The organism is Enterobacter sp. BNK-8, from assembly GCF_048685095.1.
Taxonomy (GTDB): Bacteria; Pseudomonadota; Gammaproteobacteria; order Enterobacterales; family Enterobacteriaceae; genus Enterobacter; species Enterobacter quasiroggenkampii.
In genome coordinates this window covers 2,309,582-2,331,136 of sequence record NZ_JBLQTN010000001.1, presented here as the reverse complement: position 1 = coordinate 2,331,136, position 21,555 = coordinate 2,309,582, and the positions used below count along the sequence as shown (strand labels likewise).

Sequence of the window (21,555 nt, the reverse complement as noted above, 5' to 3'; positions counted from 1 at the left end):
GTCAGGAATCCAGGGGAAGTAAAACAGGACTAATGAGAAAGGTTAAAATTGGGCTGGCGCTGGGTTCAGGTGCCGCCCGGGGATGGTCGCACATCGGCGTGATTAATGCCTTAAATCAGATGGGCATTACCGTCGATATTGTTGCAGGGTGTTCAATCGGATCGCTTGTCGGCTCCGCTTACGCGTGCGGGAAGCTTCCGGAGCTCGAGACATGGGTGCGCTCCTTCAGCTACTGGGACGTGCTGCGTCTGATGGACCTCTCCTGGCAGCGTGGTGGACTGCTGCGCGGCGAACGCGTCTTTAACCAGTTCCGCCAGGTCATGCCTCTCGAAGACTTCACTGATTGTCAGATGCCTTTCGGCGCCGTCGCGACAAACCTCAGCACAGGACGCGAGCTCTGGCTCACCGAAGGCGATATCCATCTTGCCGTGCGTGCCTCCTGCAGTATGCCGGGACTCATGGCGCCTGTCCCACACAACGGTTACTGGCTTGTCGATGGTGGCGTCGTTAACCCGGTTCCCATCTCTCTGACGCGTGCGATGGGGGCGGACATTGTGATTGCCGTCGACTTGCAGCACGATGCCCACCTGATGCAACAGGATCTCATGCCGGTCAATCTCCAGAGCGAAGATGCTGAGGGCGAGAAACTGGCCTGGCATGAACGCCTGCGCGGAAGAATCGGGCGTCTGACCGCGCGTCGTTCGGTTGCCGCGCCGACGGCGATAGAAATCATGACCACGTCAATTCAGGTTCTCGAGAACCGCCTTAAACGTAACCGTATGGCAGGCGATCCTCCGGATATTCTTATTCAGCCGTACTGTCCGCAAATCTCTACCCTTGATTTCCATCGGGCTGAGGCCGCCATCGCAGCGGGCTCGTTAGCCGTCGAAAAGAAAATGGACGAATTGTTGCCTTTTGTGCAGACCGCACGTTAAGCACCTTTTTTTGACTACTTCAGCAAAATCTGACAGGCGATAGTGCCGATCGCATGCCACTATTTAGTTACTGTCAGCCAGGGGAGGAACCATGACGCAGCCATTGGCCGGAAAACACATTTTGATTGTTGAAGACGAGCCCGTTTTCCGATCGCTACTGGATTCGTGGTTATCCTCGCTGGGCGCAATGACGTCGCTGGCTGAAGATGGCATCGACGCCCTGGAAAAAATGATCAGCATTACGCCCGATTTGATGATTTGCGACATTGCGATGCCGCGCATGAATGGACTGAAGCTGGTTGAACATCTGCGTAACGAAGGCAATCAGACGCCGATTCTGGTGATCTCTGCCACCGAGAACATGGCGGACATCGCAAAAGCATTACGTCTTGGGGTACAGGATATTCTGCTTAAGCCGGTTAAGGATTTGCATCGGCTGCGAGAAACGGTCCTGGCGTGCCTTTATCCGAATATGTTTAATTCCCGGGTAGAGGAAGAGGAGCGTCTTTTCCAGGACTGGGACGCTCTGGTGAGTAATCCGCCTGCCGCGGCGAAACTGTTGCAAGAACTCCAGCCGCCCGTCCAGCAAACTATTTCACACTGTCGCGTAAATTATCGGCAGCTGGTGGCCGCTGACCAGCCAGGACTGGTGCTGGATATTGCGCCACTGTCAGATTCCGATCTTGCATTTTATTCTCTGGATGTCACCCGGGCGGGGGATAACGGTGTATTAGCGGCGTTACTTCTTCGTGCGCTATTTAATGGTTTGTTGCAGGAACAGTTATCCCATCAGGGACAACGGTTGCCTGAGTTAGGCAGTTTACTCAAACAGGTAAACCAGCTTTTTCGTCAGGCCAATCTGCCTGGACAGTTCCCGCTATTGGTTGGCTATTACCATAGCGGTTTAAAAAATCTGATCCTCGTTTCAGCCGGTCTCAATGCATCACTGAATACCGGTGAACACCATATTCAGGTGAGTAACGGTGTACCGCTTGGGACGTTGGGAACGGCGTATCTTAATCAAATTAGCCACCGCTGTTCCTCGTGGCAGTGCCAAATTTGGGGCGCCGGAGGACGGTTACGCTTAATGTTGTCCACGGAATAAGCAATTGGATCGTCATTTTAAGATTGCTTTACCTGTGTTTTACGGGGAGTGCTACTATCGCTGCCCGGTTTCATGCGTATTTATCCTAATTGATCGGCAACGCGTTCTTTTCAGACCCGGACTGCGGGGCGAGACTGATATACTCAACGCGTTATTTATTGCATAAAAGTTCAAAACTTGAACATCTCAGGAGAATTTGAATGGCTGCCCTAAATTCGAAAGTCAGAAAGGCCGTTATCCCGGTAGCGGGATTGGGGACCAGGATGTTACCAGCAACTAAGGCGATTCCTAAAGAGATGCTGCCTCTGGTTGATAAGCCATTAATCCAGTATGTCGTGAATGAATGTATCGCAGCCGGCATCACTGAAATTGTGCTGGTTACGCATTCATCTAAAAACTCTATCGAAAACCATTTCGATACAAGCTTTGAACTTGAAGCCATGCTGGAAAAACGTGTTAAGCGTCAGCTGTTAGAAGAAGTTCAGTCTATTTGCCCTCCACACGTCACCATTATGCAGGTTCGTCAGGGGCTGGCTAAAGGTCTGGGCCACGCTGTTATGTGCGCGCACCCTGTCGTGGGGGATGAGCCTGTAGCGGTAATTCTGCCTGACGTTATTCTGGATGAATACGAATCCGATCTTTCTCAGGATAACCTGGCTGAAATGATCAAACGTTTCGACGAAACCGGCAGCAGCCAGATTATGGTTGAGCCTGTTGAAGACGTAACGGCATACGGTGTGGTTGACTGCAAAGGCGTTAACCTGGAGCCGGGTGAGAGTGTGCCAATGGTGGGCGTCGTAGAGAAGCCTAAAGCCGATGTCGCGCCTTCAAACCTTGCTGTTGTAGGTCGCTATGTCCTGAGTGCTGAAATCTGGCCTCTGCTGGCTAAAACGCCTCCAGGAGCGGGTGATGAGATCCAGCTGACGGATGCCATCGATATGCTGATCGAGAAAGAGACCGTTGAGGCCTACCATATGAAAGGTAAGAGCCATGACTGCGGTAATAAGCTCGGTTATATGCAGGCGTTTGTTGAATATGGTCTCCGTCACAATACCCTTGGCGAAGAATTTAAAACCTGGCTCAAAGAGAGCGTAGGTATTAAGAAATAAGCCACGGTTGTAAATGTTCGAAACCGGTGAGGCGTTGCCCACCGGTTTTTTTATGCCCATAACACTTCCGAAAACCTGTCTGAAAGTACAGTCGATGAAATTGCTAAATAATGCTTTATGACAGAGTGTAAGAGGATGTTTGTGACAAATTTAGGTTAAAAAAAATCCCGCAATATGCGGGATTTTTCTGAATGAGGCTCGATTAATCCTTGATCAGGAAGTCGTCCAGCTGTTTACCCTGCTCATCCATCGCTTTCTTGATAACAGCAGGAGTACGACCCTGGCCAGTCCAGGTTTTAGTTTCGCCGTTCTCATCAACGTAGCTATATTTAGCAGGACGGGCAGCACGCTTAGCTTTAGTACCGGTTTTAGCGGCAGCCATGCTGTTCAGCAATTCATTTGGATCGATACCATCAGCAATCAGCATTTCACGATATTGCTGCAGTTTACGAGTACGTTCTTCGATTTCAGCCGCAGCAGCGCTTTCTTCTTCGCGACGTTCATTAACTACAACTTCTAATTTTTCCAGCATTTCTTCAAGCGTTTCGAGGGTGCATTCTCTTGCCTGCGCACGAAGAGTACGGATGTTGTTCAGAATTTTAAGTGCTTCGCTCATTGTAGTAATCTCAAACTTATAATGGGGGGGTGGTTTGTTGACCTAATAATAGAGCCATAAATTCAGATGTGCAATAGCCAGGAATGTAAGGAATTCAAAAAATACTAAATAATGCCGCTATTATTAATTACGCTAACTTAAATTCCACCACTCCGCTGTCTCGGTTGTTATCACCGGAACCTGCTTAACCCGGTCGATTGCGTCTTTTTTTTGTGACATTTCCCGCAGGAATTATAGTTGCGGCGGAGAAATATCAGCCTTTTGTATTAGTTCTCACCCTTGGTGTTAAGCCTGAAATAGTTAATAAATAGTGAATTTTAAAGGGTCGGGATTCCACTATAAAAAGAAGTGTTATGTTTGGCTTAACTTATAACATATTGGCGTGGCTGAATGGGTTTACTTCATGTTTTAACGGGTTATTTTCATAAACAGAAGGTGCTGAACGCGGCACTGAACCGCATCCTCTGTGCGCTGCATCGCTGATGACCGGACAAAATATGGTACAATGACTCATCGGGAATATTACACATTGATTAGGGTTTTACGGCCAATGGCACAACTTTATTTCTACTATTCGGCAATGAATGCCGGGAAATCCACCGCGCTGCTGCAATCCTCGTACAATTACCAGGAACGCGGGATGCGTACCGTTGTTTATACGGCTGAAATTGACGATCGCTTTGGCGCAGGGAAGGTGAGCTCCAGAATAGGGCTCTCGTCGCCTGCCAGGCTGTTTAACCCGAAAACCGATCTGTTTGAAGACATTCGTGCAGAACATGCGGCACAGCCCATTCACTGCGTACTGGTCGATGAGAGCCAGTTTCTGACGCGTGAACAGGTCCATGCCCTGTCAGAGGTGGTCGATGAGCTTGATATCCCCGTGCTCTGTTACGGCCTGCGTACGGATTTCCGCGGGGAGCTTTTTGAAGGGAGCCAGTATTTGCTCGCCTGGTCGGATAAACTTGTCGAACTGAAAACGATCTGCTTCTGCGGTCGTAAAGCGAGTATGGTGCTTCGTCTCGACCAGTCCGGGAAACCTTATGCAGATGGCGAGCAGGTGGTGATAGGCGGCAATGAACGCTATGTTTCGGTCTGCCGTAAGCATTATAAAGAAGCGTTGTCTGTAGGCTCGCTGACAGCGATTCAGCACGACAACAGAAAATAACGTCAGTCTTATTATTCAGACATAAAAAAACCCGCCATTAAGGCGGGTTTTTCATCTGCGGCTGTCAATTAAGCGCTTTTCTTCGCTTTCTTGTCAGCTTTGATGACTGGGGCTTCTGTTTTCACAGCGGCAACGTCACCTTCTTTGAACTCACGACCGTAGTAGGTATCCAGCAGAATCTGTTTCAGCTCGGAGATCAGTGGGTAGCGCGGGTTAGCACCAGTACACTGGTCATCGAATGCATCTTCAGACAGTTTGTCTACGTGAGCGAGGAAGTCAGCTTCCTGTACGCCCGCTTCACGGATTGATTTAGGAATACCCAGTTCAGCCTTCAGGCTTTCCAGCCATGCCAGCAGTTTCTCAATCTTCGCAGCAGTGCGGTCGCCCGGTGCGCTCAGACCAAGGTGGTCAGCGATTTCAGCATAGCGACGACGGGCTTGTGGACGGTCGTACTGGCTGAAAGCCGTCTGCTTGGTTGGGTTGTCGTTAGCGTTATAACGAATAACGTTGCTGATCAACAGGGCGTTCGCCAGACCGTGAGGAATGTGGAACTGTGAGCCCAGTTTGTGCGCCATTGAGTGGCAAACACCCAGGAAGGCGTTGGCAAACGCGATACCGGCGATGGTTGCTGCACTGTGGACACGTTCACGTGCTACAGGGTTTTTAGAGCCTTCGTTGTAAGACGCTGGCAGGTTTTCTTTCAGCAGTTTCAGAGCCTGCAGGGCCTGACCGTCTGAGAACTCAGACGCCAGCACAGAAACGTAAGCTTCCAGGGCGTGAGTCACCGCATCCAGACCACCGAATGCACACAGTGACTTCGGCATCTCCATGACCAGGTTCGCATCAACGATAGCCATGTCTGGCGTCAGCGCATAGTCAGCCAGTGGGTATTTCTGACCTGTTGCATCGTCGGTTACTACCGCGAATGGCGTAACTTCTGAACCGGTACCGGAAGTGGTGGTGACCGCGATCATTTTCGCTTTTACGCCCATTTTCGGGAACTTGTAGATACGTTTACGGATGTCCATAAAGCGCAGCGCCAGTTCTTCGAAGTGCGTTTCTGGATGCTCGTACATAACCCACATGATTTTCGCGGCGTCCATTGGGGAACCACCACCCAGTGCGATAATCACATCTGGTTTGAAGGAGTTAGCCAGTTCAGCACCTTTACGTACAACGCTCAGGGTTGGGTCAGCTTCAACTTCGAAGAATACTTCAGTTTCGACGCCAGCCGCTTTCAGCACGGAGGTGATCTGGTCAGCGTAGCCGTTGTTAAACAGGAAACGGTCAGTCACGATGAGCGCACGTTTGTGGCCATCAGTAATCACTTCATCCAGCGCGATTGGCAGAGAGCCACGGCGGAAGTAGATAGATTTCGGAAGTTTGTGCCACAACATGTTTTCAGCTCGCTTAGCAACGGTTTTCTTGTTGATCAGGTGTTTTGGACCAACGTTTTCAGAGATGGAGTTACCACCCCAGGAACCACAACCCAGAGTCAGGGAAGGTGCGAGTTTAAAGTTGTACAGGTCACCGATACCACCCTGAGAAGCAGGGGTGTTGATCAGGATACGTGCAGTTTTCATCATCTGACCGAAGTGAGCAACACGCTCTGGCTGGTTGTCCTGGTCAGTGTACAGACAAGAGGTGTGACCGATACCGCCCATGGCAACCAGCTTCTCTGCTTTCTCAACCGCGTCTTCGAAATCTTTCGCACGGTACATGGCAAGCGTAGGAGACAGTTTTTCGTGAGCAAACGGCTCGCTTTCGTCAACAACTTTCACTTCACCGATCAGGATTTTGGTTGTTGCCGGAACGGTAAAGCCTGCGAGTTCAGCAATTTTGTAGGCTGGCTGACCCACGATAGCGGCGTTCAGCGCGCCATTTTTCAGGATGATGTCCTGAACCGCTTTCAGCTCTTTGCCCTGCAGCAGGTAGCCGCCGTGGCTGGCGAAACGTTCGCGAACCGCGTCATATACGGAATCCACGACCACAACAGACTGTTCAGATGCACAGATCACGCCGTTATCGAAGGTTTTAGACATCAGCACAGACGCGACAGCACGTTTGATATCAGCGGTTTCATCGATAACAACAGGGGTGTTACCCGCGCCCACGCCGATAGCAGGTTTACCGGAGCTGTATGCGGCTTTAACCATGCCTGGACCACCGGTCGCCAGAATCAGGTTAATGTCCGGGTGATGCATCAGCGCGTTGGAGAGCTCAACAGAAGGTTGGTCGATCCAGCCGATCAGGTCTTTTGGTGCACCCGCTGCGATAGCCGCTTGCAGGACGATATCTGCAGCTTTGTTAGTCGCGTCTTTCGCACGTGGGTGTGGAGAGAAGATGATTGCGTTACGGGTCTTCAGGCTAATCAGTGATTTGAAGATTGCAGTGGACGTTGGGTTAGTGGTCGGAACAATACCGCAGATGATGCCGATAGGTTCAGCGATGGTGATGGTACCGAAGGTGTCGTCTTCGGACAGCACGCCACAGGTTTTCTCATCTTTATAGGCGTTGTAGATATACTCGGAAGCGAAGTGGTTTTTAATCACTTTATCTTCCACGATACCCATGCCGGATTCGGCAACGGCCATTTTAGCGAGAGGGATTCGAGCATCTGCAGCAGCCAGTGCGGCCGCGCGGAAGATTTTATCAACCTGTTCTTGGGTGAAATTGGCATATTCACGCTGGGCTTTTTTAACGCGCTCGACGAGGGCGTTCAGTTCAGCGATATTAGTAACAGCCATAATGCTCTCCTGATAATGTTTAAACTCTTTTAGTAAACCAGCGCTCGATACGTCACACAGTATAGACAGAGCCGATACGACTTGCGTAACACAAAGTAAAACAAAGAGTTACTTTCTGCGTCAGCACACTAATTTACTAAAAGAGCCTTACCTTAGCATCATCCCTTTTTGTCAGGTGACCTCCCTGGGGGTGTAACCAAGATTACTCACTTCTGAGTATGAAAATCATGATCTGTGTCAATTTCCCCCCAAGCTGATACCTTTCAGCAGGGTTATTTCGTGCTGATTTTTCCAGTGTTAAATAATTACGTAAGTATTGGAAGCGGCACTATCATTGATTATACATATGTTTAACATCCTGAAATGATAACGTTTTGGTACAGATTTCAAGTGAAGTATGCTGATAAAAAGGGTATCTTCAGCGCGATTTCTCACGACAAATTGTCAGTCCAGGGCATGTGTATAAGCGGAGCAAAACGTGATCCAAACGCTCTTTGATTTTCCAACGTATTTTAAATTTTTTATTGGTCTGTTTGCCCTGGTCAACCCGGTGGGGATCATTCCTGTCTTCATTAGTATGACGAGTTACCAGACAGCGGCGGCCAGGAACAAAACCAACCTCACCGCTAACCTGTCGGTAGCGATCATATTGTTGACCTCTCTTTTTCTCGGCGACACGATTCTTCAGCTGTTCGGGATTTCCATTGATTCATTCCGTATTGCCGGCGGGATCCTGGTGGTGACCATCGCCATGTCCATGATCAGCGGTAAGCTGGGCGAGGATAAGCAGAATAAGCAAGAGAAGTCAGAAACCGCTATCCGCGAAAGCATTGGCGTAGTGCCGCTGGCCTTACCGCTGATGGCCGGTCCGGGTGCCATCAGTTCAACCATCGTCTGGGGGACGCGTTACCATAGCCTGATGCACCTGATTGGCTTTTCAGTGGCTATTGCCATTTTTGCGCTCTGCTGTTGGGGGGTGTTCCGTATGGCACCCTGGCTGGTGCGCTTGCTGGGTCAAACGGGCATCAACGTCATTACGCGTATCATGGGCCTGTTGCTGATGGCATTAGGGATCGAATTCATCGTCACGGGTATTAAAAGCATTTTCCCCGGTTTATTGCATTAATACTTCATATGAAAGGACGGAGCGACGGCTCCGTTTTTTTACGTGATTATCAGCAAATCATATAACTAAAGTTGAAATGCTCACATATCATAATAAATTCTACTAATAATGTTCATTGCTTGTATTTCAATAGGTTATTAATTCCGCCTCAACCCGCCTGCACAGAAAATCTTCGATCGCTCTGTTATTTTACTCACATGATACTCTTGGGCTTGCTGAGAGATAACCGAAATGATATTAGTAATTTCAACATTCCCCTAGACGAATGTGCTAAATAATAACCAGTTGTTAAATTTTTGTACAAAATCACTCGATGATAGCGCAGCGACGCGCTTGGAGAGAAAATTTTCTCTATCCTATTGAATGTCATGTTGTTTTACTGATGTTCGATGTCTGGCAGGGCTGCCCTCAACGATACGGTACTCACCGTAAAAGAGAATTGCTTAACAAATTTGCAAAATGTATTGGCGCACGTTTACGCCATTTGATACTTTCCGGCCTAATATTTTGCAGCATAAAACAATCAGATGAGAATTATTTTCATATAGTTCTCTTCTCAGATATCCAGCGCAGGCCTCAAACAGGGGAGGCCTGTAAAGAATCGACGCAAGACGGCCATACGAGCGGTCAGTAATAAAAAAGTCGGTGATAGCAAGCAGTAAAAGAAGAACCTGACAGCAGCAAAAAAAACTCCTGCGCTGTACAGGCCCCAACAGGGGATTACACAGCTGGCGAAGGCCAGTCATTATAATGAGTGGAGTACCAACACAATGTCCATCATCACAAAAAAAAATCTGGTAGCGGCGGGGATTTTAACTGCGCTAATCGCGGGAAACGCTGCAATGGCTGCGGACGTTCCTGCAGGTGTTCAGCTGGCGGAGAAGCAGACGCTGGTGCGTAACAACGGTGCGGAAGTTCAGTCTCTCGACCCGCACAAAATTGAAGGTGTTCCTGAGTCTAACGTCAACCGCGACCTGTTCGAAGGTCTGCTGGTAACGGACGTAGACGGCCACCCGGCACCGGGCGTGGCAGAAAAATGGGAAAACAAAGATTTCAAAGTCTGGACCTTCCATCTGCGTAAAGATGCGAAATGGTCCGACGGTACGCCGGTGACGGCTGAAGATTTCGTTTATAGCTGGCAGCGTCTGGCGAATCCAACGACCGCCTCTCCGTATGCGAGCTACCTGCAATATGGCCATATTGCCAATATTGATGACATCATCGCGGGCAAAAAACCGATCACCGATCTGGGCGTTAAGGCGATCGATGCCAATACCTTCGAAGTCACGTTGAGCGAACCTGTTCCGTACTTCTATAAGTTGCTGGTTCACCCGTCCGTCTCCCCGGTACCAAAATCCGCCGTGGAAAAATTTGGTGAAAAATGGACCCAGCCTGCCAATATCGTGACCAACGGTGCCTACAAGCTGAAAGACTGGGTGGTCAACGAGCGTATGGTGCTTGAGCGTAACCCGCAATACTGGGACAACGCGAAAACCGTGATTAATCAGGTTACCTACCTGCCAATTTCGTCCGAAGTGACTGACGTTAACCGCTACCGCAGCGGCGAAATCGACATGACCTATAACAACATGCCGATTGAACTGTTCCAGAAACTGAAGAAAGAGATCCCTAAAGAAGTTCACGTCGACCCGTACCTGTGCACCTACTACTATGAAATCAACAACCAGAAAGCACCGTTCACCGACGTACGCGTTCGTACGGCGCTGAAGCTGGCACTGGATCGCGATATCATCGTGAACAAAGTGAAAAACCAGGGCGATCTGCCGGCATACAGCTATACCCCTCCATACACTGATGGCGCAAAACTGACCGAGCCAGACTGGTTCAAACAGACGCAGGAACAGCGTAACGCAGAAGCGAAGAAACTGCTGGCCGAAGCGGGCTATACCGCCGATAAGCCGCTGACCTTTAGCCTGCTGTACAACACCTCCGATCTGCACAAAAAACTGGCTATCGCCGTTGCCTCGATCTGGAAAAAGAACCTGGGCGCGAACGTGAAGCTGGAGAACCAGGAGTGGAAGACCTTCCTCGACAGCCGTCATCAGGGCACCTTTGACGTGGCGCGTGCTGGCTGGTGTGCGGACTATAACGAACCGACCTCCTTCCTGAACACCATGCTGAGTGACAGCTCAAACAACACCGCGCACTATAAGAGCCCGGCGTTTGACAAGCTGATCGCCGACACGCTGAAAACTACTGACGAAGCACAGCGTACTGAACTGTACTCTAAAGCTGAGCAGCAGCTGGATAAAGATTCCGCGATCGTTCCGGTTTACTACTACGTTAACGCCCGTCTGGTGAAACCGTGGGTAGGTGGATATACCGGTAAAGACCCGATGGATAATATCTACGTTAAAAACTTGTATATTATCAAGCATTAATGGCAATGAGTGGGGCGGGCGTGCTCGCCCCACGGTGTCTAACCAACGTCACATTATATAGGCACACGCCAGAAGGTACGGGCAATGTTGAAATTTATCCTACGTCGCTGTCTGGAAGCGATTCCGACGCTATTTATTCTCATCACGATTTCCTTCTTCATGATGCGCCTTGCGCCGGGAAGTCCATTTACCGGTGAGCGTACGCTGCCGCCAGAAGTCATGGCGAATATCGAAGCGAAATACCACTTAAACGATCCTATCTCCACCCAATACTTCAACTACCTGAAGCAGCTGGCGCACGGTGATTTTGGACCGTCATTTAAATATAAAGACTATTCCGTTAACGACCTGGTGGCGTCCAGCTTCCCGGTGTCGGCGAAATTGGGTGCTGCGGCATTCATTCTGGCGATCGTTTTCGGGGTCACCGCAGGCGTTATCGCCGCGCTCAGACAAAATACCAAATGGGATTATGCCGTAATGGGGGTGGCGATGACCGGGGTAGTCATACCCAGCTTCGTTGTCGCGCCATTACTGGTGATGATATTTGCCATTACGCTGAAGTGGCTGCCTGGCGGCGGCTGGAACGGCGGGGCACTCAAGTTCATGATTTTGCCGATGGTGGCATTATCTCTGGCGTACATCGCCAGTATCGCGCGTATCACCCGTGGTTCAATGATCGAAGTGCTGCACTCGAACTTCATTCGTACCGCGCGCGCGAAAGGGCTGCCGATGCGTCGGATTATCTTCCGCCACGCGCTTAAACCGGCGCTGTTGCCCGTGCTCTCCTACATGGGACCGGCATTCGTCGGGATCATCACCGGCTCGATGGTTATCGAAACAATCTACGGCCTGCCAGGCATCGGTCAGCTGTTTGTTAACGGCGCGCTCAACCGCGACTATTCGCTGGTACTGAGCCTGACCATTCTCGTCGGTGCGCTGACCATTCTCTTTAACGCAATCGTCGATGTTCTGTACGCCGTCATCGACCCGAAAATCCGTTACTAACTGGAGCACGCCATGATGTTGAGTAAGAAAAACAGCGAGGCGCTGGAAAACTTCAGTGAAAAACTGGAAGTGGAAGGTCGTAGCCTCTGGCAGGACGCGCGCCGTCGCTTTATGCACAACCGCGCGGCGGTGGCGAGTCTGGTGGTTCTGGTGATCATCGCGCTGTTTGTGACCCTGGCGCCGATGCTGTCGCAATTTACCTATTTCGACACCGACTGGGGCATGATGTCCAGCGCGCCGGATATGGAGTCTGGCCACTATTTTGGCACGGACTCCTCCGGGCGCGATCTGCTGGTGCGTGTCGCTATCGGGGGGCGTATCTCGCTGATGGTCGGGATTGCTGCCGCGCTGGTGGCGGTGATCGTGGGGACGCTCTACGGCTCACTGTCCGGCTACCTTGGCGGCAAAGTGGACTCGGTGATGATGCGTCTGCTGGAAATCCTGAACTCCTTCCCGTTTATGTTCTTCGTCATTCTGCTGGTGACCTTCTTCGGTCAGAATATCCTGTTGATCTTCGTGGCCATCGGGATGGTTTCCTGGCTGGATATGGCGCGTATTGTCCGCGGCCAGACGCTGAGCCTCAAACGCAAAGAGTTTATCGAAGCCGCACAGGTCGGCGGTGTCTCTACCGGGAATATCGTGGTTCGCCATATCGTTCCTAACGTGCTGGGCGTGGTGGTGGTTTATGCATCACTGCTGGTGCCAAGCATGATCCTGTTTGAATCCTTCCTGAGCTTCCTCGGTCTGGGTACGCAAGAGCCGCTGAGCAGCTGGGGCGCGCTGCTGAGTGACGGTGCAAACTCAATGGAAGTGTCACCGTGGCTGCTGTTATACCCGGCGGGTTTCCTGGTCGTTACCCTGTTTTGTTTTAACTTTATCGGCGATGGCCTGCGTGATGCCCTCGACCCGAAAGACCGTTAAGGAGCGCCGTCATGACAATGATTGAAACGTCAACCGCGCCACAGGCGCAGCAGCGGAGCGACCTTCTGTTGGACGTAAAAGATCTTCGCGTCACCTTTAAGACCCCAGACGGGGATGTGACCGCCGTGAACGATCTCAACTTCAACCTGCGCGCGGGCGAAACGCTCGGCATCGTGGGTGAATCCGGATCCGGGAAGTCCCAGACCGCCTTTGCGCTAATGGGCCTGCTGGCCGCTAACGGTGTGATTGGCGGTTCCGCGAAATTCAACGGTCGCGAAATCCTCAACCTGCCGGAGCACGAGCTGAACAAGCTGCGCGCCGAGCAGATCTCGATGATTTTCCAGGATCCGATGACCTCGCTGAACCCGTACATGCGCGTCGGTGAGCAGCTGATGGAAGTCCTGATGCTGCACAAAGGTCTGGGCAAAGCCGAAGCCTTTGAAGAGTCAGTCAAAATGCTCGATGCGGTGAAAATGCCGGAAGCGCGCAAGCGCATGCGAATGTTCCCGCACGAGTTCTCTGGCGGTATGCGTCAGCGCGTGATGATTGCGATGGCGCTGCTGTGCCGGCCAAAACTGCTGATTGCCGACGAACCGACCACCGCGCTGGACGTTACCGTTCAGGCACAAATCATGACCCTGCTGAACGAGCTGAAGCGTGAGTTCAACACGGCGATTATCATGATCACCCACGATCTGGGCGTGGTGGCGGGCATCTGTGACAAAGTGCTGGTGATGTATGCCGGCCGTACCATGGAATACGGCAAAGCGCGTGACGTGTTCTATCAGCCAGCGCATCCTTACTCGATTGGCCTGCTGAACGCGGTACCGCGTCTCGATGCGGAAGGGGAATCCTTGCTCACCATTCCGGGCAACCCGCCAAACCTGCTGCGCCTGCCGAAAGGCTGTCCGTTCCAGCCGCGCTGCCCGCACGCGATGGAAATCTGCAACAGCGCACCGCCGCTGGAAGAGTTTGCACCAGGCCGCCTGCGCGCCTGCTTTAAGCCGCAGGAGGAACTGGTATGAACGCATTAGATGAAAAACGCAATGTGCTGCTCGAGATTGCTGACCTTAAGGTGCATTTCGACATCAAAGACGGCAAACAGTGGTTCTGGCAGCCGTCGAAGACCCTGAAAGCGGTGGACGGCGTCACGCTGCGCCTGTATGAGGGGGAAACCCTGGGCGTGGTGGGCGAGTCCGGCTGCGGTAAATCGACCTTTGCGCGCGCCATTATCGGTCTGGTGAAAGCCACCGACGGCAAAGTGGCCTGGCTGGGTAAAGATCTGCTGGGCATGAAACCCGACGAGTGGCGCGACGTGCGCAGCGATATCCAGATGATTTTCCAGGATCCGCTGGCATCGTTAAACCCGCGTATGACCATCGGTGAGATTATTGCCGAGCCGCTGCGGACCTATCATCCGAAGATGTCCCGTCAGGAAGTGCGCGATCGCGTTAAGGCGATGATGCTGAAAGTCGGGCTGTTGCCTAACCTCATCAACCGCTATCCGCACGAGTTCTCCGGCGGTCAGTGTCAGCGTATTGGTATTGCGCGCGCCCTGATCCTCGAACCGAAGCTGATTATCTGTGATGAACCGGTTTCCGCGCTCGACGTCTCCATTCAGGCGCAGGTGGTTAACCTGCTGCAGAAGCTGCAGCGCGAAATGGGGCTGTCGCTGATCTTCATCGCGCATGACCTTGCCGTGGTGAAACACATCTCTGACCGCGTGCTGGTGATGTATCTGGGTCACGCCGTGGAGCTGGGCACCTATGACGAGGTGTACCACAACCCGCTGCACCCTTACACCAAAGCGCTGATGTCGGCAGTGCCGATCCCCGATCCCGATCTGGAAAAGAATAAGACCATCCAGCTTCTGGAAGGGGAATTGCCTTCACCGATTAACCCGCCGTCGGGCTGCGTCTTCCGCACGCGCTGCCCAATGGCCGGGCCGGAATGTGCGAAAACGCGACCGGTTCTGGAAGGCAGTTTCCGACATGCGGTTTCCTGCCTGAAAGTAGACCCGTTATAATCGCAAGGGCTGACATGATGTCAGCCCTTATATTTTGCGAGGTCACTGTGTCGCGTTTATTCACGTCAGCCCGTCGGCGGCTTTATCATGTTTTATTCGATCCTGAAACGGTATCCGGGCGACGCTTCGAAGGTCTTTGCGGTTTATTTGCGCTCCTCAGCGTGGTGGTCATCTTTATTGAGTCAGGCGCCGGGACGCAATACCACCTGACGTTTGACGAATGGCATGTCTTTGTCTGGCTTGAGCTGGCGATTACCCTGGTGTTTACCGCTGAATATTTGCTCAGAGTAATTGCCTGGCCCAACCCGGCCCGATATGTTTTCAGCTTCTGGGGATTTATTGATTTAGCCACCATTCTGCCGCTCTACGTCATGTGGCTGTGGCCGGAAATCAGCCTGAGCTATGTCTTTGCCTGGCGAGCGATGCGCGTTATTCGCGTATTACGTATTCTGAAATTACTGCGCTTTATGCCCTCACTGCGCGTGTTCTGGAGCGCTATCGTCAGCGCCCGTCATCAGCTTATTCTCTTCTACTCGTTTATTGCCATCGTCATGATCGTTTTTGGCGCGCTGATGTATTTGATAGAGGGACCGAAATATGGTTTCACGACGCTCAATGCGTCCGTTTATTGGGCGATAGTGACCGTGACGACCGTGGGGTACGGTGATATCACGCCCCATACGCCGCTGGGCCGCATTGTGGCCTCAGTGCTGATTTTGATTGGCTATTCGGTCATTGCTATTCCGACCGGGCTTATTACCACGCACATGAGCAGCGCATTTCAGAGCCGCAAGCAGCAGCGCAAATGTCCGGCATGTCACCAGGGTGAACATGACCTTAACGCGCGGTTTTGTAACCGCTGCGGAAGTGCGTTGCCGGAGTAAATAAAAAAGGCTGCAATCGCAGCCTTTTTTATTATTCGCGCCAGAGAATATGGCACAGCTTGTGGTCTTTCTCTCGACAGAGCAGGACGCGGGCGAAAATATCGTTAATCTCGCCACCGTCTTCATCGGCCAGCCCGATGACCACTTCGGCAAAGAAGTCAGGATTCAGATCGAAATCCACATGTTCAGCCCAGTCTTCTGAAGGGTCGAACAGTTCGGCACCGCCGCGCTCTTCGAACTGCAGATTAAAGAGGATCACGTCTGCGGGATCGAGGTTATCAACCGCCAGTTCGAGAAAAATGTCATAGGCCTGCTCGAGCGTTTCGTCTTCGGTCAGGCGATTGTTCAGATCCATTTCCATGATGACTACCTGTTTAACATCGTTGGGCACGTTTTACAGCAACGGACTAAAGAAGTAAAACAGTCGTTCGGCAATTCTCTGCCACAGCGGACGTTTTACCCACAGTCTGGCATCCAGCAGCCGCGAGCGGGAGATATAATCATCCTGCACCGCCGCGAGATCGCCGCCAAAGCCGGCATCATCAATAACCAGCGTGATTTCAAAGTTGAGCCACAGGCTGCGCATATCCAGGTTCACTGTCCCCACCAGGCTTAACTCGCCGTCGACAAGCACGCTTTTGGTGTGGAGCAATCCGCCTTCGAACTGATAGATCTTCACCCCTGCAGCCAGCAGTTCGCTAAAGAATGCCCGGCTGGCCCAGCCCACCAGAAGGGAGTCATTTTTGCGTGGCAAAATAATGCTCACATCTACGCCGCGCTGCGCCGCGGTACAGATCGCGTGCAGGAGATCATCGCTGGGAACAAAGTAGGGCGTCGTCATGATCAGGTATTCACGCGCCGAGTACGTCGCCGTCAGCAGCGCCTGATGGATCAAATCCTCCGGGAAGCCCGGCCCGGAAGCAATGGTATGAATGGTGTGACCGCTGGCCTCTTCAAACGGCATAATATTGCCGTCCGGCGGTGGCGGCAGAATGCGTTTGCCAGTTTCTATCTCCCAGTCGCAGGAGTAAACGATGCCCATCGAGGTGGCAATCGGCCCCTCCATTCGCGCCATCAAATCCACCCACTGGCCCACGCCCGAGTCCTGCTTGAAGAAGCGCGGATCAACCATGTTCATGCTGCCGGTGTAGGCAATATAGTTATCGATCATGATCATTTTGCGATGCTGACGGAGATCCATCCGGCGCAGAAACACGCGCAGGAGATTGACCTTCAGCGCCTCAACCACCTCGATACCGGCATTGCGCATCATGCCCGCCCAGGGGCTACGGAAAAATGCCACGCTGCCTGCGGAATCAAGCATCAGACGGCAGTGAATGCCGCGTCGCGCCGCGGCCATCAGCGATTCAGCGACCTGGTCAGCCATCCCGCCAGGCTGCCATATATAAAAAACCATCTCGATATTATGACGCGCCAGCTGGATATCGCGGATTAATGCCTGCATGACGTCGTCGGACGAGGTCAGCAACTGGAGTTGATTGCCTTTAACACCACCAATACCCTGACGGCGCTCGCACAGCTTAAACAGTGACGAGGCGACGCTGCTGTTCTCCTCGGCAAAGATATGCTTGCAGGCCTTAAGATCGTTTAGCCACTTTGCGGTTGAGGGCCACATGGCGCGGGCACGCTCGGCACGGCGTTTGCCGAGATGAAGCTCACCGAAAGAGAGATAGGCAATAATTCCCACCAGCGGCAGGATGTAGATGATCAGAAGCCAGGCCATGGCAGAGGGTACGGCTCTGCGCTTCATCAGGATGCGTAACGTCACACCCGCGATTAACAGCCAGTATCCTAAAATGACCAGCCAACTCACCACGGTGTAGAAGGTTGTCATAGGTAAAAAAATCCTTTTGAAAGCGTATTGTTATGAGTGTACGCATCAGGATTCATCTGGCAAATAAAAACGCCAGGTAAAAGCGCTGGTTTGCTGCCAGCATGGGTTTATAATGTCGTCTCTGTTAGAGAAAGAGTTGTAGACATGAAGCGCAGTAGAACAGAAGTAGGGCGCTGGCGCATGTTGCGACAGGTGAGTCGTCGCAAGGCTCGTTGGCTGGAAGCACAATCCCGCCGCAATATGCGTATTCACGCCATCAGAAAATGTGGAATGACCCGGCATCGCAACGCGTTGCTGTTCGCAGTCCAGGATATCTGAGTACCATGAGGGCACCGTAATGGTGCCCGCTGATTTTATAGGATTTGATTTTTGGGAGTAGCGTGGTTGCAGCGCTATTCCTGTTGTGTCGAGCAAAAGGAGGGAGAAGAAGTGTTTGCGGAGTTTGGCGTACTGAATTTCTGGACGTATGTTGTTGGCGCGTTTTTTATCGTGCTCGTACCGGGGCCGAATACCCTGTTTGTTCTTAAAACCGGAATTGGACACGGCGTTAAAAAAGGGTACCTTGCCGCGTCGGGCGTATTTATCGGCGATGCGGTACTGATGTTTCTGGCCTGGGCGGGCGTCGCGGCATTAATTCAGACCACGCCGGTACTGTTTAATATCGTGCGCTATCTCGGCGCCTTCTATCTGCTGTGGCTGGGCGGCAAAATGCTCTGGTCGGTCATTACCCGGCAGAATCACGCACAAGAGAGCGGTACCGAGCCTGCCAGCACGATCATGAAACGTTCGCTGGTATTGAGCCTGACGAATCCAAAAGCGATTCTGTTCTACGTATCGTTCTTCGTTCAGTTCATTGACGTGAACGCACAGAGCACTGGCACCTCTTTCCTTATCCTCGCGACGACGCTTGAGTTAATCAGCTTCATGTACATGAGCTTCCTGATCTTCTCCGGTGCGTTTGTCACGCGTTATCTCAAAACGAAAAAGAAACTGGCAAAGCTGGGGAACGGGCTGATAGGGCTGCTGTTTGTCGGGTTTGCGGCGAGGTTGGCGTCGTTGCATTGATTGATGAAAGGCTCCTGCGGGAGCCTTTTTAATGTCTGGCGTAACTGGAAAGCCGCGCCAGACAAGGCTTCACGTTTTACTACTAGCAGCCAAAAGCCATAAATAACGGATATCACACAGGATTTTAGTGACCGCCTTATCAGCCTGACCATGACCGACAATCGCGGATTCGAGGCTGACCACCTCGATATCGAGCTCGATGATACTGACGGCCAGATAGCAATGCCGCCGCGCGGAGCAACGTTGACGCTGTGGTTAGGCTGGCAGGATTCCGCGCTGATAAAAAAAGGGACGTTCACGGTCGACGAAATCGAGCACAGGGGCGCGCCTGATACGCTGACCATCCGGGGGCGAAGCGCCGATTTTCGCGGGACGCTGAACTCTCGCCGGGAACAGTCATGGCATGACACCACGCTCAGGCAAATTGTGGAGACGATTGCGGCACGCAATAAACTGACGACCAGCGTGGCCGACACGCTGAAAGCCGTCGCCGTGCCTCACATTGACCAGTCGCAGGAATCAGACGCGGTGTTTCTTTCCCGCCTGGCGGAACGGAACGGAACGGAACGGGGCGTCGGTTTCGGTAAAAGCAGGGAAACTGTTATTACTGAAAGCGGGGGAGCGGGAAGACGGCCAGCGGAAAGCCCATTCCGCAGATGACGCTTGAGCGCGGGGACGGCGATCGCCATCAGTTTGCCATTGCTGACCGGGAAGCCTACACCGGCGTTACGGCAAAGTGGCTGCACACCAAAGATCCGAAGCCGCAAAAGCAAAAGGTGAAGCTCAAGAGAAAGCCCAAAGAGCAACACCTCCGCGCGCTGCAGCACCCGAAAGCGACCAAAGCCCCGGCAAATGCCAAAGCCAAAAAAGAGCAGGAAGCGCGCGAGGGTGAATATATGGCCGGTGAGGCTGACAACGTGCTGCAGCTTACGACCATCTACGCGACAAAGGCGCAGGCCATGCGCGCCGCTCAGGCGAAGTGGGACAAGCTACAGCGCGATGTCGCTGAGTTTTCAATCTCGCTAGCGATTGGCCGGGCAGATTTATTTCCTGAAACGCCAATCGCGGTGAAAGGGTTTAAGCGCGTCATAGACAATCAGGCGTGGATAATCAGCCGGGTGGTGCATAACCTCAACGGCAGCGGCTACACGACCGGCTTAGAGCTTGAGGTTAAGGTTTCGGATGTGGAGTACGAAAGCGAAGAATTAACGCAGTGATTGGGTTTTAAGTGTTTGTTATATAAAGGTAAAGTGAGTAAGATTAACTCATCGGAAATTAAATGAGGTGCTCGCCATGTTTCACTGTCCAAAATGCCATTTCGCCGCTCACGCCCGCACAAGTCGCTATTTTACTGACACGACCAAAGAGCGATATCACCAGTGTACAAACATCAACTGCAGCGCGACGTTTGTGACCACCGAAACGGTCGAGCGCTTTATTGTATCGCCGGGGGTAGTAGTACCAGCGGCACCGCACCCGACATCATCCGGCCAGCAACAAATCCACTGGCAGTGACCTGAATTAAGCCCCGTTAATGCGGGGCTTAATGATTTAAAGGAGAATTGTTATGCAATTGTACATCGAAACCTAACCTTGATAAGGCGTCATGAGTTATAAACGGGAATTTATTCGTATTAAAAGCGCTACCTTTAGTGAAATTTGAGGGCTTAGTGCACAGGATAAAAAACTATGGACTTATTGTTAAATCGTCAATTTGTGTTTCAAGTCATACATTTACTCTAAATTTAAAACGACACCTTGTAAGATTTGGTTTAGTATGCTCCTGCGCAGAAAGATGTCAAAGAGTTCACTTCTAGTTCTGATTCATGATGGGGCTACTCTTTGTCTGATATATTAATGCAATATTGAGGGGGGCAAATGGGAAATAAAATATTCATCACATATAAATACGCAGACAATCAAGTTTACATAATTGATAATGAGGAGACAACTGCGCGTAACTATGTGGATAAAATACAAGAGTTACTGAAAGCGAGTAGTCACATAAACAAAGGCGAAATAGATGGTACGGATTTAAGCCAATTTAAAGATGAAACAATTCAAACTAAATTAGGCGATAAAATATTTGACAGCACTTTAACTATAGTTGTGATTTCTAAAGGAATGAAAGATCAATCTATTCCAGAGGACGACCAGTGGATGCCTTGGGAAATATCATATTCGCTGAGGCATAAGGAACGTAATGGGAGAGTTTCACTACCAAATGCGATGTTGGCTGTAGTATTGCCAGATGAACAAGGTCTTTATAATTATTATATCGTAGATGATTCATGCCCACATTGCAAATGCCGCACGTTGAAGACATATACGTTATTCAATATTCTGAAGTCTAATATGTTTAACATAAAAAAACCTGAGTTTAATGATTGTGCTCATCATGATGAAAAATCGAGGATTTATACCGGTAATTCGTCATATATTTACTCTGTTAAATGGTGTGACTTCATTTCCAAACCTGACTACTATCTCGAAAAAGCAATAAAAATAAATGAAGGGATAGATAATTATAAGATAAGAAGCGCGTTAGTGTAGTTAAGTGTTAATAAGTTATGTTTTGCTCAATGGTTATTTTA

General features: G+C 51.2%; 19 protein-coding genes and 1 pseudogene. 16 read left to right on the top strand and 4 right to left on the bottom strand.

Annotated elements, in window-relative coordinates; genetic code table 11:
* Positions 1-32 precede the first annotated feature (32 nt).
* The 3 genes from rssA to galU all read left to right on the top strand — a co-directional run bounded on the left by rssA (position 33) and on the right by galU (position 3,149).
* Positions 33-935, top strand: a complete 903-nt coding sequence (gene rssA, locus ACMGGU_RS11300; RefSeq protein WP_348957364.1) for a patatin-like phospholipase RssA — start codon at positions 33-35, stop codon at positions 933-935.
* A 91-nt stretch (positions 936-1,026) separates the two neighbouring features.
* Positions 1,027-2,040 carry a two-component system response regulator RssB gene (gene rssB / locus ACMGGU_RS11295; RefSeq protein ID WP_032647605.1) on the top strand — a complete coding sequence of 338 codons (1,014 nt, stop codon included), beginning with the start codon at positions 1,027-1,029 and terminating at the stop codon, positions 2,038-2,040.
* Between the two features lie 200 nt (positions 2,041-2,240).
* Positions 2,241-3,149 carry a UTP--glucose-1-phosphate uridylyltransferase GalU gene (gene galU, locus ACMGGU_RS11290; protein ID WP_395299363.1) on the top strand — a complete coding sequence of 303 codons (909 nt, stop codon included), beginning with the start codon at positions 2,241-2,243 and terminating at the stop codon, positions 3,147-3,149.
* A 202-nt stretch (positions 3,150-3,351) separates the two neighbouring features.
* On the opposite strand, the gene hns is transcribed toward galU, so the two are convergent.
* Positions 3,352-3,765: a histone-like nucleoid-structuring protein H-NS gene (hns, locus tag ACMGGU_RS11285; RefSeq protein ID WP_008502781.1), complete on the bottom strand. Its 414-nt coding sequence runs from the start codon at positions 3,763-3,765 to the stop codon at positions 3,352-3,354.
* Between the two features lie 550 nt (positions 3,766-4,315).
* Between hns and tdk the strand changes: the two genes are divergently transcribed.
* Complete coding sequence (gene tdk / locus ACMGGU_RS11280) at positions 4,316-4,930, top strand: thymidine kinase (protein ID WP_021240332.1); 615 nt, start codon at positions 4,316-4,318, stop codon at positions 4,928-4,930.
* Between the two features lie 68 nt (positions 4,931-4,998).
* Here tdk and adhE read toward each other — a convergent pair whose 3' ends face one another.
* Positions 4,999-7,677 (bottom strand): bifunctional acetaldehyde-CoA/alcohol dehydrogenase, encoded by a 2,679-nt coding sequence (gene adhE, locus ACMGGU_RS11275; protein ID WP_028013432.1) that lies wholly within the window; start codon positions 7,675-7,677, stop codon positions 4,999-5,001.
* Between the two features lie 478 nt (positions 7,678-8,155).
* Here adhE and ACMGGU_RS11270 point away from each other — a divergent pair, with 478 nt between their 5' ends.
* From ACMGGU_RS11270 to ACMGGU_RS11240, 7 genes are all read left to right on the top strand, one after another.
* Complete coding sequence (locus ACMGGU_RS11270; protein ID WP_008502784.1) at positions 8,156-8,803, top strand: YchE family NAAT transporter; 648 nt, start codon at positions 8,156-8,158, stop codon at positions 8,801-8,803.
* A 770-nt stretch (positions 8,804-9,573) separates the two neighbouring features.
* Positions 9,574-11,205, top strand: coding sequence for an oligopeptide ABC transporter substrate-binding protein OppA (oppA, locus tag ACMGGU_RS11265; protein WP_008502785.1), 1,632 nt, complete (start codon positions 9,574-9,576; stop codon positions 11,203-11,205).
* An 84-nt stretch (positions 11,206-11,289) separates the two neighbouring features.
* On the top strand, positions 11,290-12,210 hold the full coding sequence (gene oppB, locus ACMGGU_RS11260) for an oligopeptide ABC transporter permease OppB (protein ID WP_008502786.1): 921 nt from the start codon (positions 11,290-11,292) through the stop codon (positions 12,208-12,210).
* Between the two features lie 12 nt (positions 12,211-12,222).
* The gene (oppC, locus tag ACMGGU_RS11255) at positions 12,223-13,131 is read left to right on the top strand and encodes an oligopeptide ABC transporter permease OppC (RefSeq protein ID WP_008502787.1); all 909 of its coding nucleotides are present in this window, start codon (positions 12,223-12,225) and stop codon (positions 13,129-13,131) included.
* A gap of 11 nt (positions 13,132-13,142) precedes the next feature.
* Positions 13,143-14,156, top strand: coding sequence for an ABC transporter ATP-binding protein (locus ACMGGU_RS11250; RefSeq protein ID WP_420300557.1), 1,014 nt, complete (start codon positions 13,143-13,145; stop codon positions 14,154-14,156).
* Positions 14,153-15,157, top strand: coding sequence for a murein tripeptide/oligopeptide ABC transporter ATP-binding protein OppF (gene oppF, locus ACMGGU_RS11245; protein ID WP_008502789.1), 1,005 nt, complete (start codon positions 14,153-14,155; stop codon positions 15,155-15,157). Before ACMGGU_RS11250 ends, oppF begins: the two co-directional genes overlap by 4 nt.
* 14 nt (positions 15,158-15,171) lie before the next feature.
* Complete coding sequence (locus ACMGGU_RS11240) at positions 15,172-16,041, top strand: ion transporter (RefSeq protein WP_048223634.1); 870 nt, start codon at positions 15,172-15,174, stop codon at positions 16,039-16,041.
* A gap of 31 nt (positions 16,042-16,072) precedes the next feature.
* On the opposite strand, the gene ACMGGU_RS11235 is transcribed toward ACMGGU_RS11240, so the two are convergent.
* Together ACMGGU_RS11235 and cls are read right to left on the bottom strand one after the other, a co-directional pair.
* The gene (locus ACMGGU_RS11235) at positions 16,073-16,402 is read right to left on the bottom strand and encodes an HI1450 family dsDNA-mimic protein (protein WP_006810881.1); all 330 of its coding nucleotides are present in this window, start codon (positions 16,400-16,402) and stop codon (positions 16,073-16,075) included.
* 33 nt (positions 16,403-16,435) lie between these two features.
* Positions 16,436-17,896, bottom strand: coding sequence for a cardiolipin synthase (cls, locus tag ACMGGU_RS11230; protein ID WP_008502791.1), 1,461 nt, complete (start codon positions 17,894-17,896; stop codon positions 16,436-16,438).
* Between the two features lie 144 nt (positions 17,897-18,040).
* Here cls and ACMGGU_RS11225 point away from each other — a divergent pair, with 144 nt between their 5' ends.
* From ACMGGU_RS11225 to ACMGGU_RS11205, 5 genes and pseudogenes are all read left to right on the top strand, one after another.
* A complete protein-coding gene (locus ACMGGU_RS11225; protein ID WP_021240326.1) occupies positions 18,041-18,214 on the top strand; it encodes a YciY family protein in 174 nt (57 codons plus the stop codon).
* A gap of 111 nt (positions 18,215-18,325) precedes the next feature.
* On the top strand, positions 18,326-18,961 hold the full coding sequence (gene leuE / locus ACMGGU_RS11220) for a leucine efflux protein LeuE (RefSeq protein ID WP_196346497.1): 636 nt from the start codon (positions 18,326-18,328) through the stop codon (positions 18,959-18,961).
* 102 nt (positions 18,962-19,063) lie between these two features.
* Positions 19,064-20,178: pseudogene (locus ACMGGU_RS11215) on the top strand (phage late control D family protein).
* A gap of 76 nt (positions 20,179-20,254) precedes the next feature.
* Positions 20,255-20,476: a DNA-binding transcriptional regulator gene (locus ACMGGU_RS11210; protein WP_014884122.1), complete on the top strand. Its 222-nt coding sequence runs from the start codon at positions 20,255-20,257 to the stop codon at positions 20,474-20,476.
* Between the two features lie 363 nt (positions 20,477-20,839).
* Complete coding sequence (locus ACMGGU_RS11205; protein WP_420300556.1) at positions 20,840-21,514, top strand: hypothetical protein; 675 nt, start codon at positions 20,840-20,842, stop codon at positions 21,512-21,514.
* Positions 21,515-21,555: the final 41 nt, after the last annotated feature.

What these genes read in the sequence shown, in the direction of transcription:
- oppC (WP_008502787.1), top strand. Translation starts at nt 12,223, where the DNA reads ATGATGTTGAGTAAGAAAAACAGCGAGGCGCTGGAAAACTTCAGTGAA.
- adhE (WP_028013432.1), bottom strand. Translation starts at nt 7,677, where the DNA reads ATGGCTGTTACTAATATCGCTGAACTGAACGCCCTCGTCGAGCGCGTT.
- ACMGGU_RS11205 (WP_420300556.1), top strand. Translation starts at nt 20,840, where the DNA reads ATGGGAAATAAAATATTCATCACATATAAATACGCAGACAATCAAGTT.
- ACMGGU_RS11250 (WP_420300557.1), top strand. Translation starts at nt 13,143, where the DNA reads ATGACAATGATTGAAACGTCAACCGCGCCACAGGCGCAGCAGCGGAGC.
- rssA (WP_348957364.1), top strand. Translation starts at nt 33, where the DNA reads ATGAGAAAGGTTAAAATTGGGCTGGCGCTGGGTTCAGGTGCCGCCCGG.
- rssB (WP_032647605.1), top strand. Translation starts at nt 1,027, where the DNA reads ATGACGCAGCCATTGGCCGGAAAACACATTTTGATTGTTGAAGACGAG.
- ACMGGU_RS11225 (WP_021240326.1), top strand. Translation starts at nt 18,041, where the DNA reads ATGAAGCGCAGTAGAACAGAAGTAGGGCGCTGGCGCATGTTGCGACAG.
- ACMGGU_RS11235 (WP_006810881.1), bottom strand. Translation starts at nt 16,402, where the DNA reads ATGGAAATGGATCTGAACAATCGCCTGACCGAAGACGAAACGCTCGAG.
- galU (WP_395299363.1), top strand. Translation starts at nt 2,241, where the DNA reads ATGGCTGCCCTAAATTCGAAAGTCAGAAAGGCCGTTATCCCGGTAGCG.
- ACMGGU_RS11240 (WP_048223634.1), top strand. Translation starts at nt 15,172, where the DNA reads ATGATGTCAGCCCTTATATTTTGCGAGGTCACTGTGTCGCGTTTATTC.
- ACMGGU_RS11210 (WP_014884122.1), top strand. Translation starts at nt 20,255, where the DNA reads ATGTTTCACTGTCCAAAATGCCATTTCGCCGCTCACGCCCGCACAAGT.
- oppA (WP_008502785.1), top strand. Translation starts at nt 9,574, where the DNA reads ATGTCCATCATCACAAAAAAAAATCTGGTAGCGGCGGGGATTTTAACT.
- cls (WP_008502791.1), bottom strand. Translation starts at nt 17,896, where the DNA reads ATGACAACCTTCTACACCGTGGTGAGTTGGCTGGTCATTTTAGGATAC.
- oppF (WP_008502789.1), top strand. Translation starts at nt 14,153, where the DNA reads ATGAACGCATTAGATGAAAAACGCAATGTGCTGCTCGAGATTGCTGAC.
- hns (WP_008502781.1), bottom strand. Translation starts at nt 3,765, where the DNA reads ATGAGCGAAGCACTTAAAATTCTGAACAACATCCGTACTCTTCGTGCG.
- oppB (WP_008502786.1), top strand. Translation starts at nt 11,290, where the DNA reads ATGTTGAAATTTATCCTACGTCGCTGTCTGGAAGCGATTCCGACGCTA.
- tdk (WP_021240332.1), top strand. Translation starts at nt 4,316, where the DNA reads ATGGCACAACTTTATTTCTACTATTCGGCAATGAATGCCGGGAAATCC.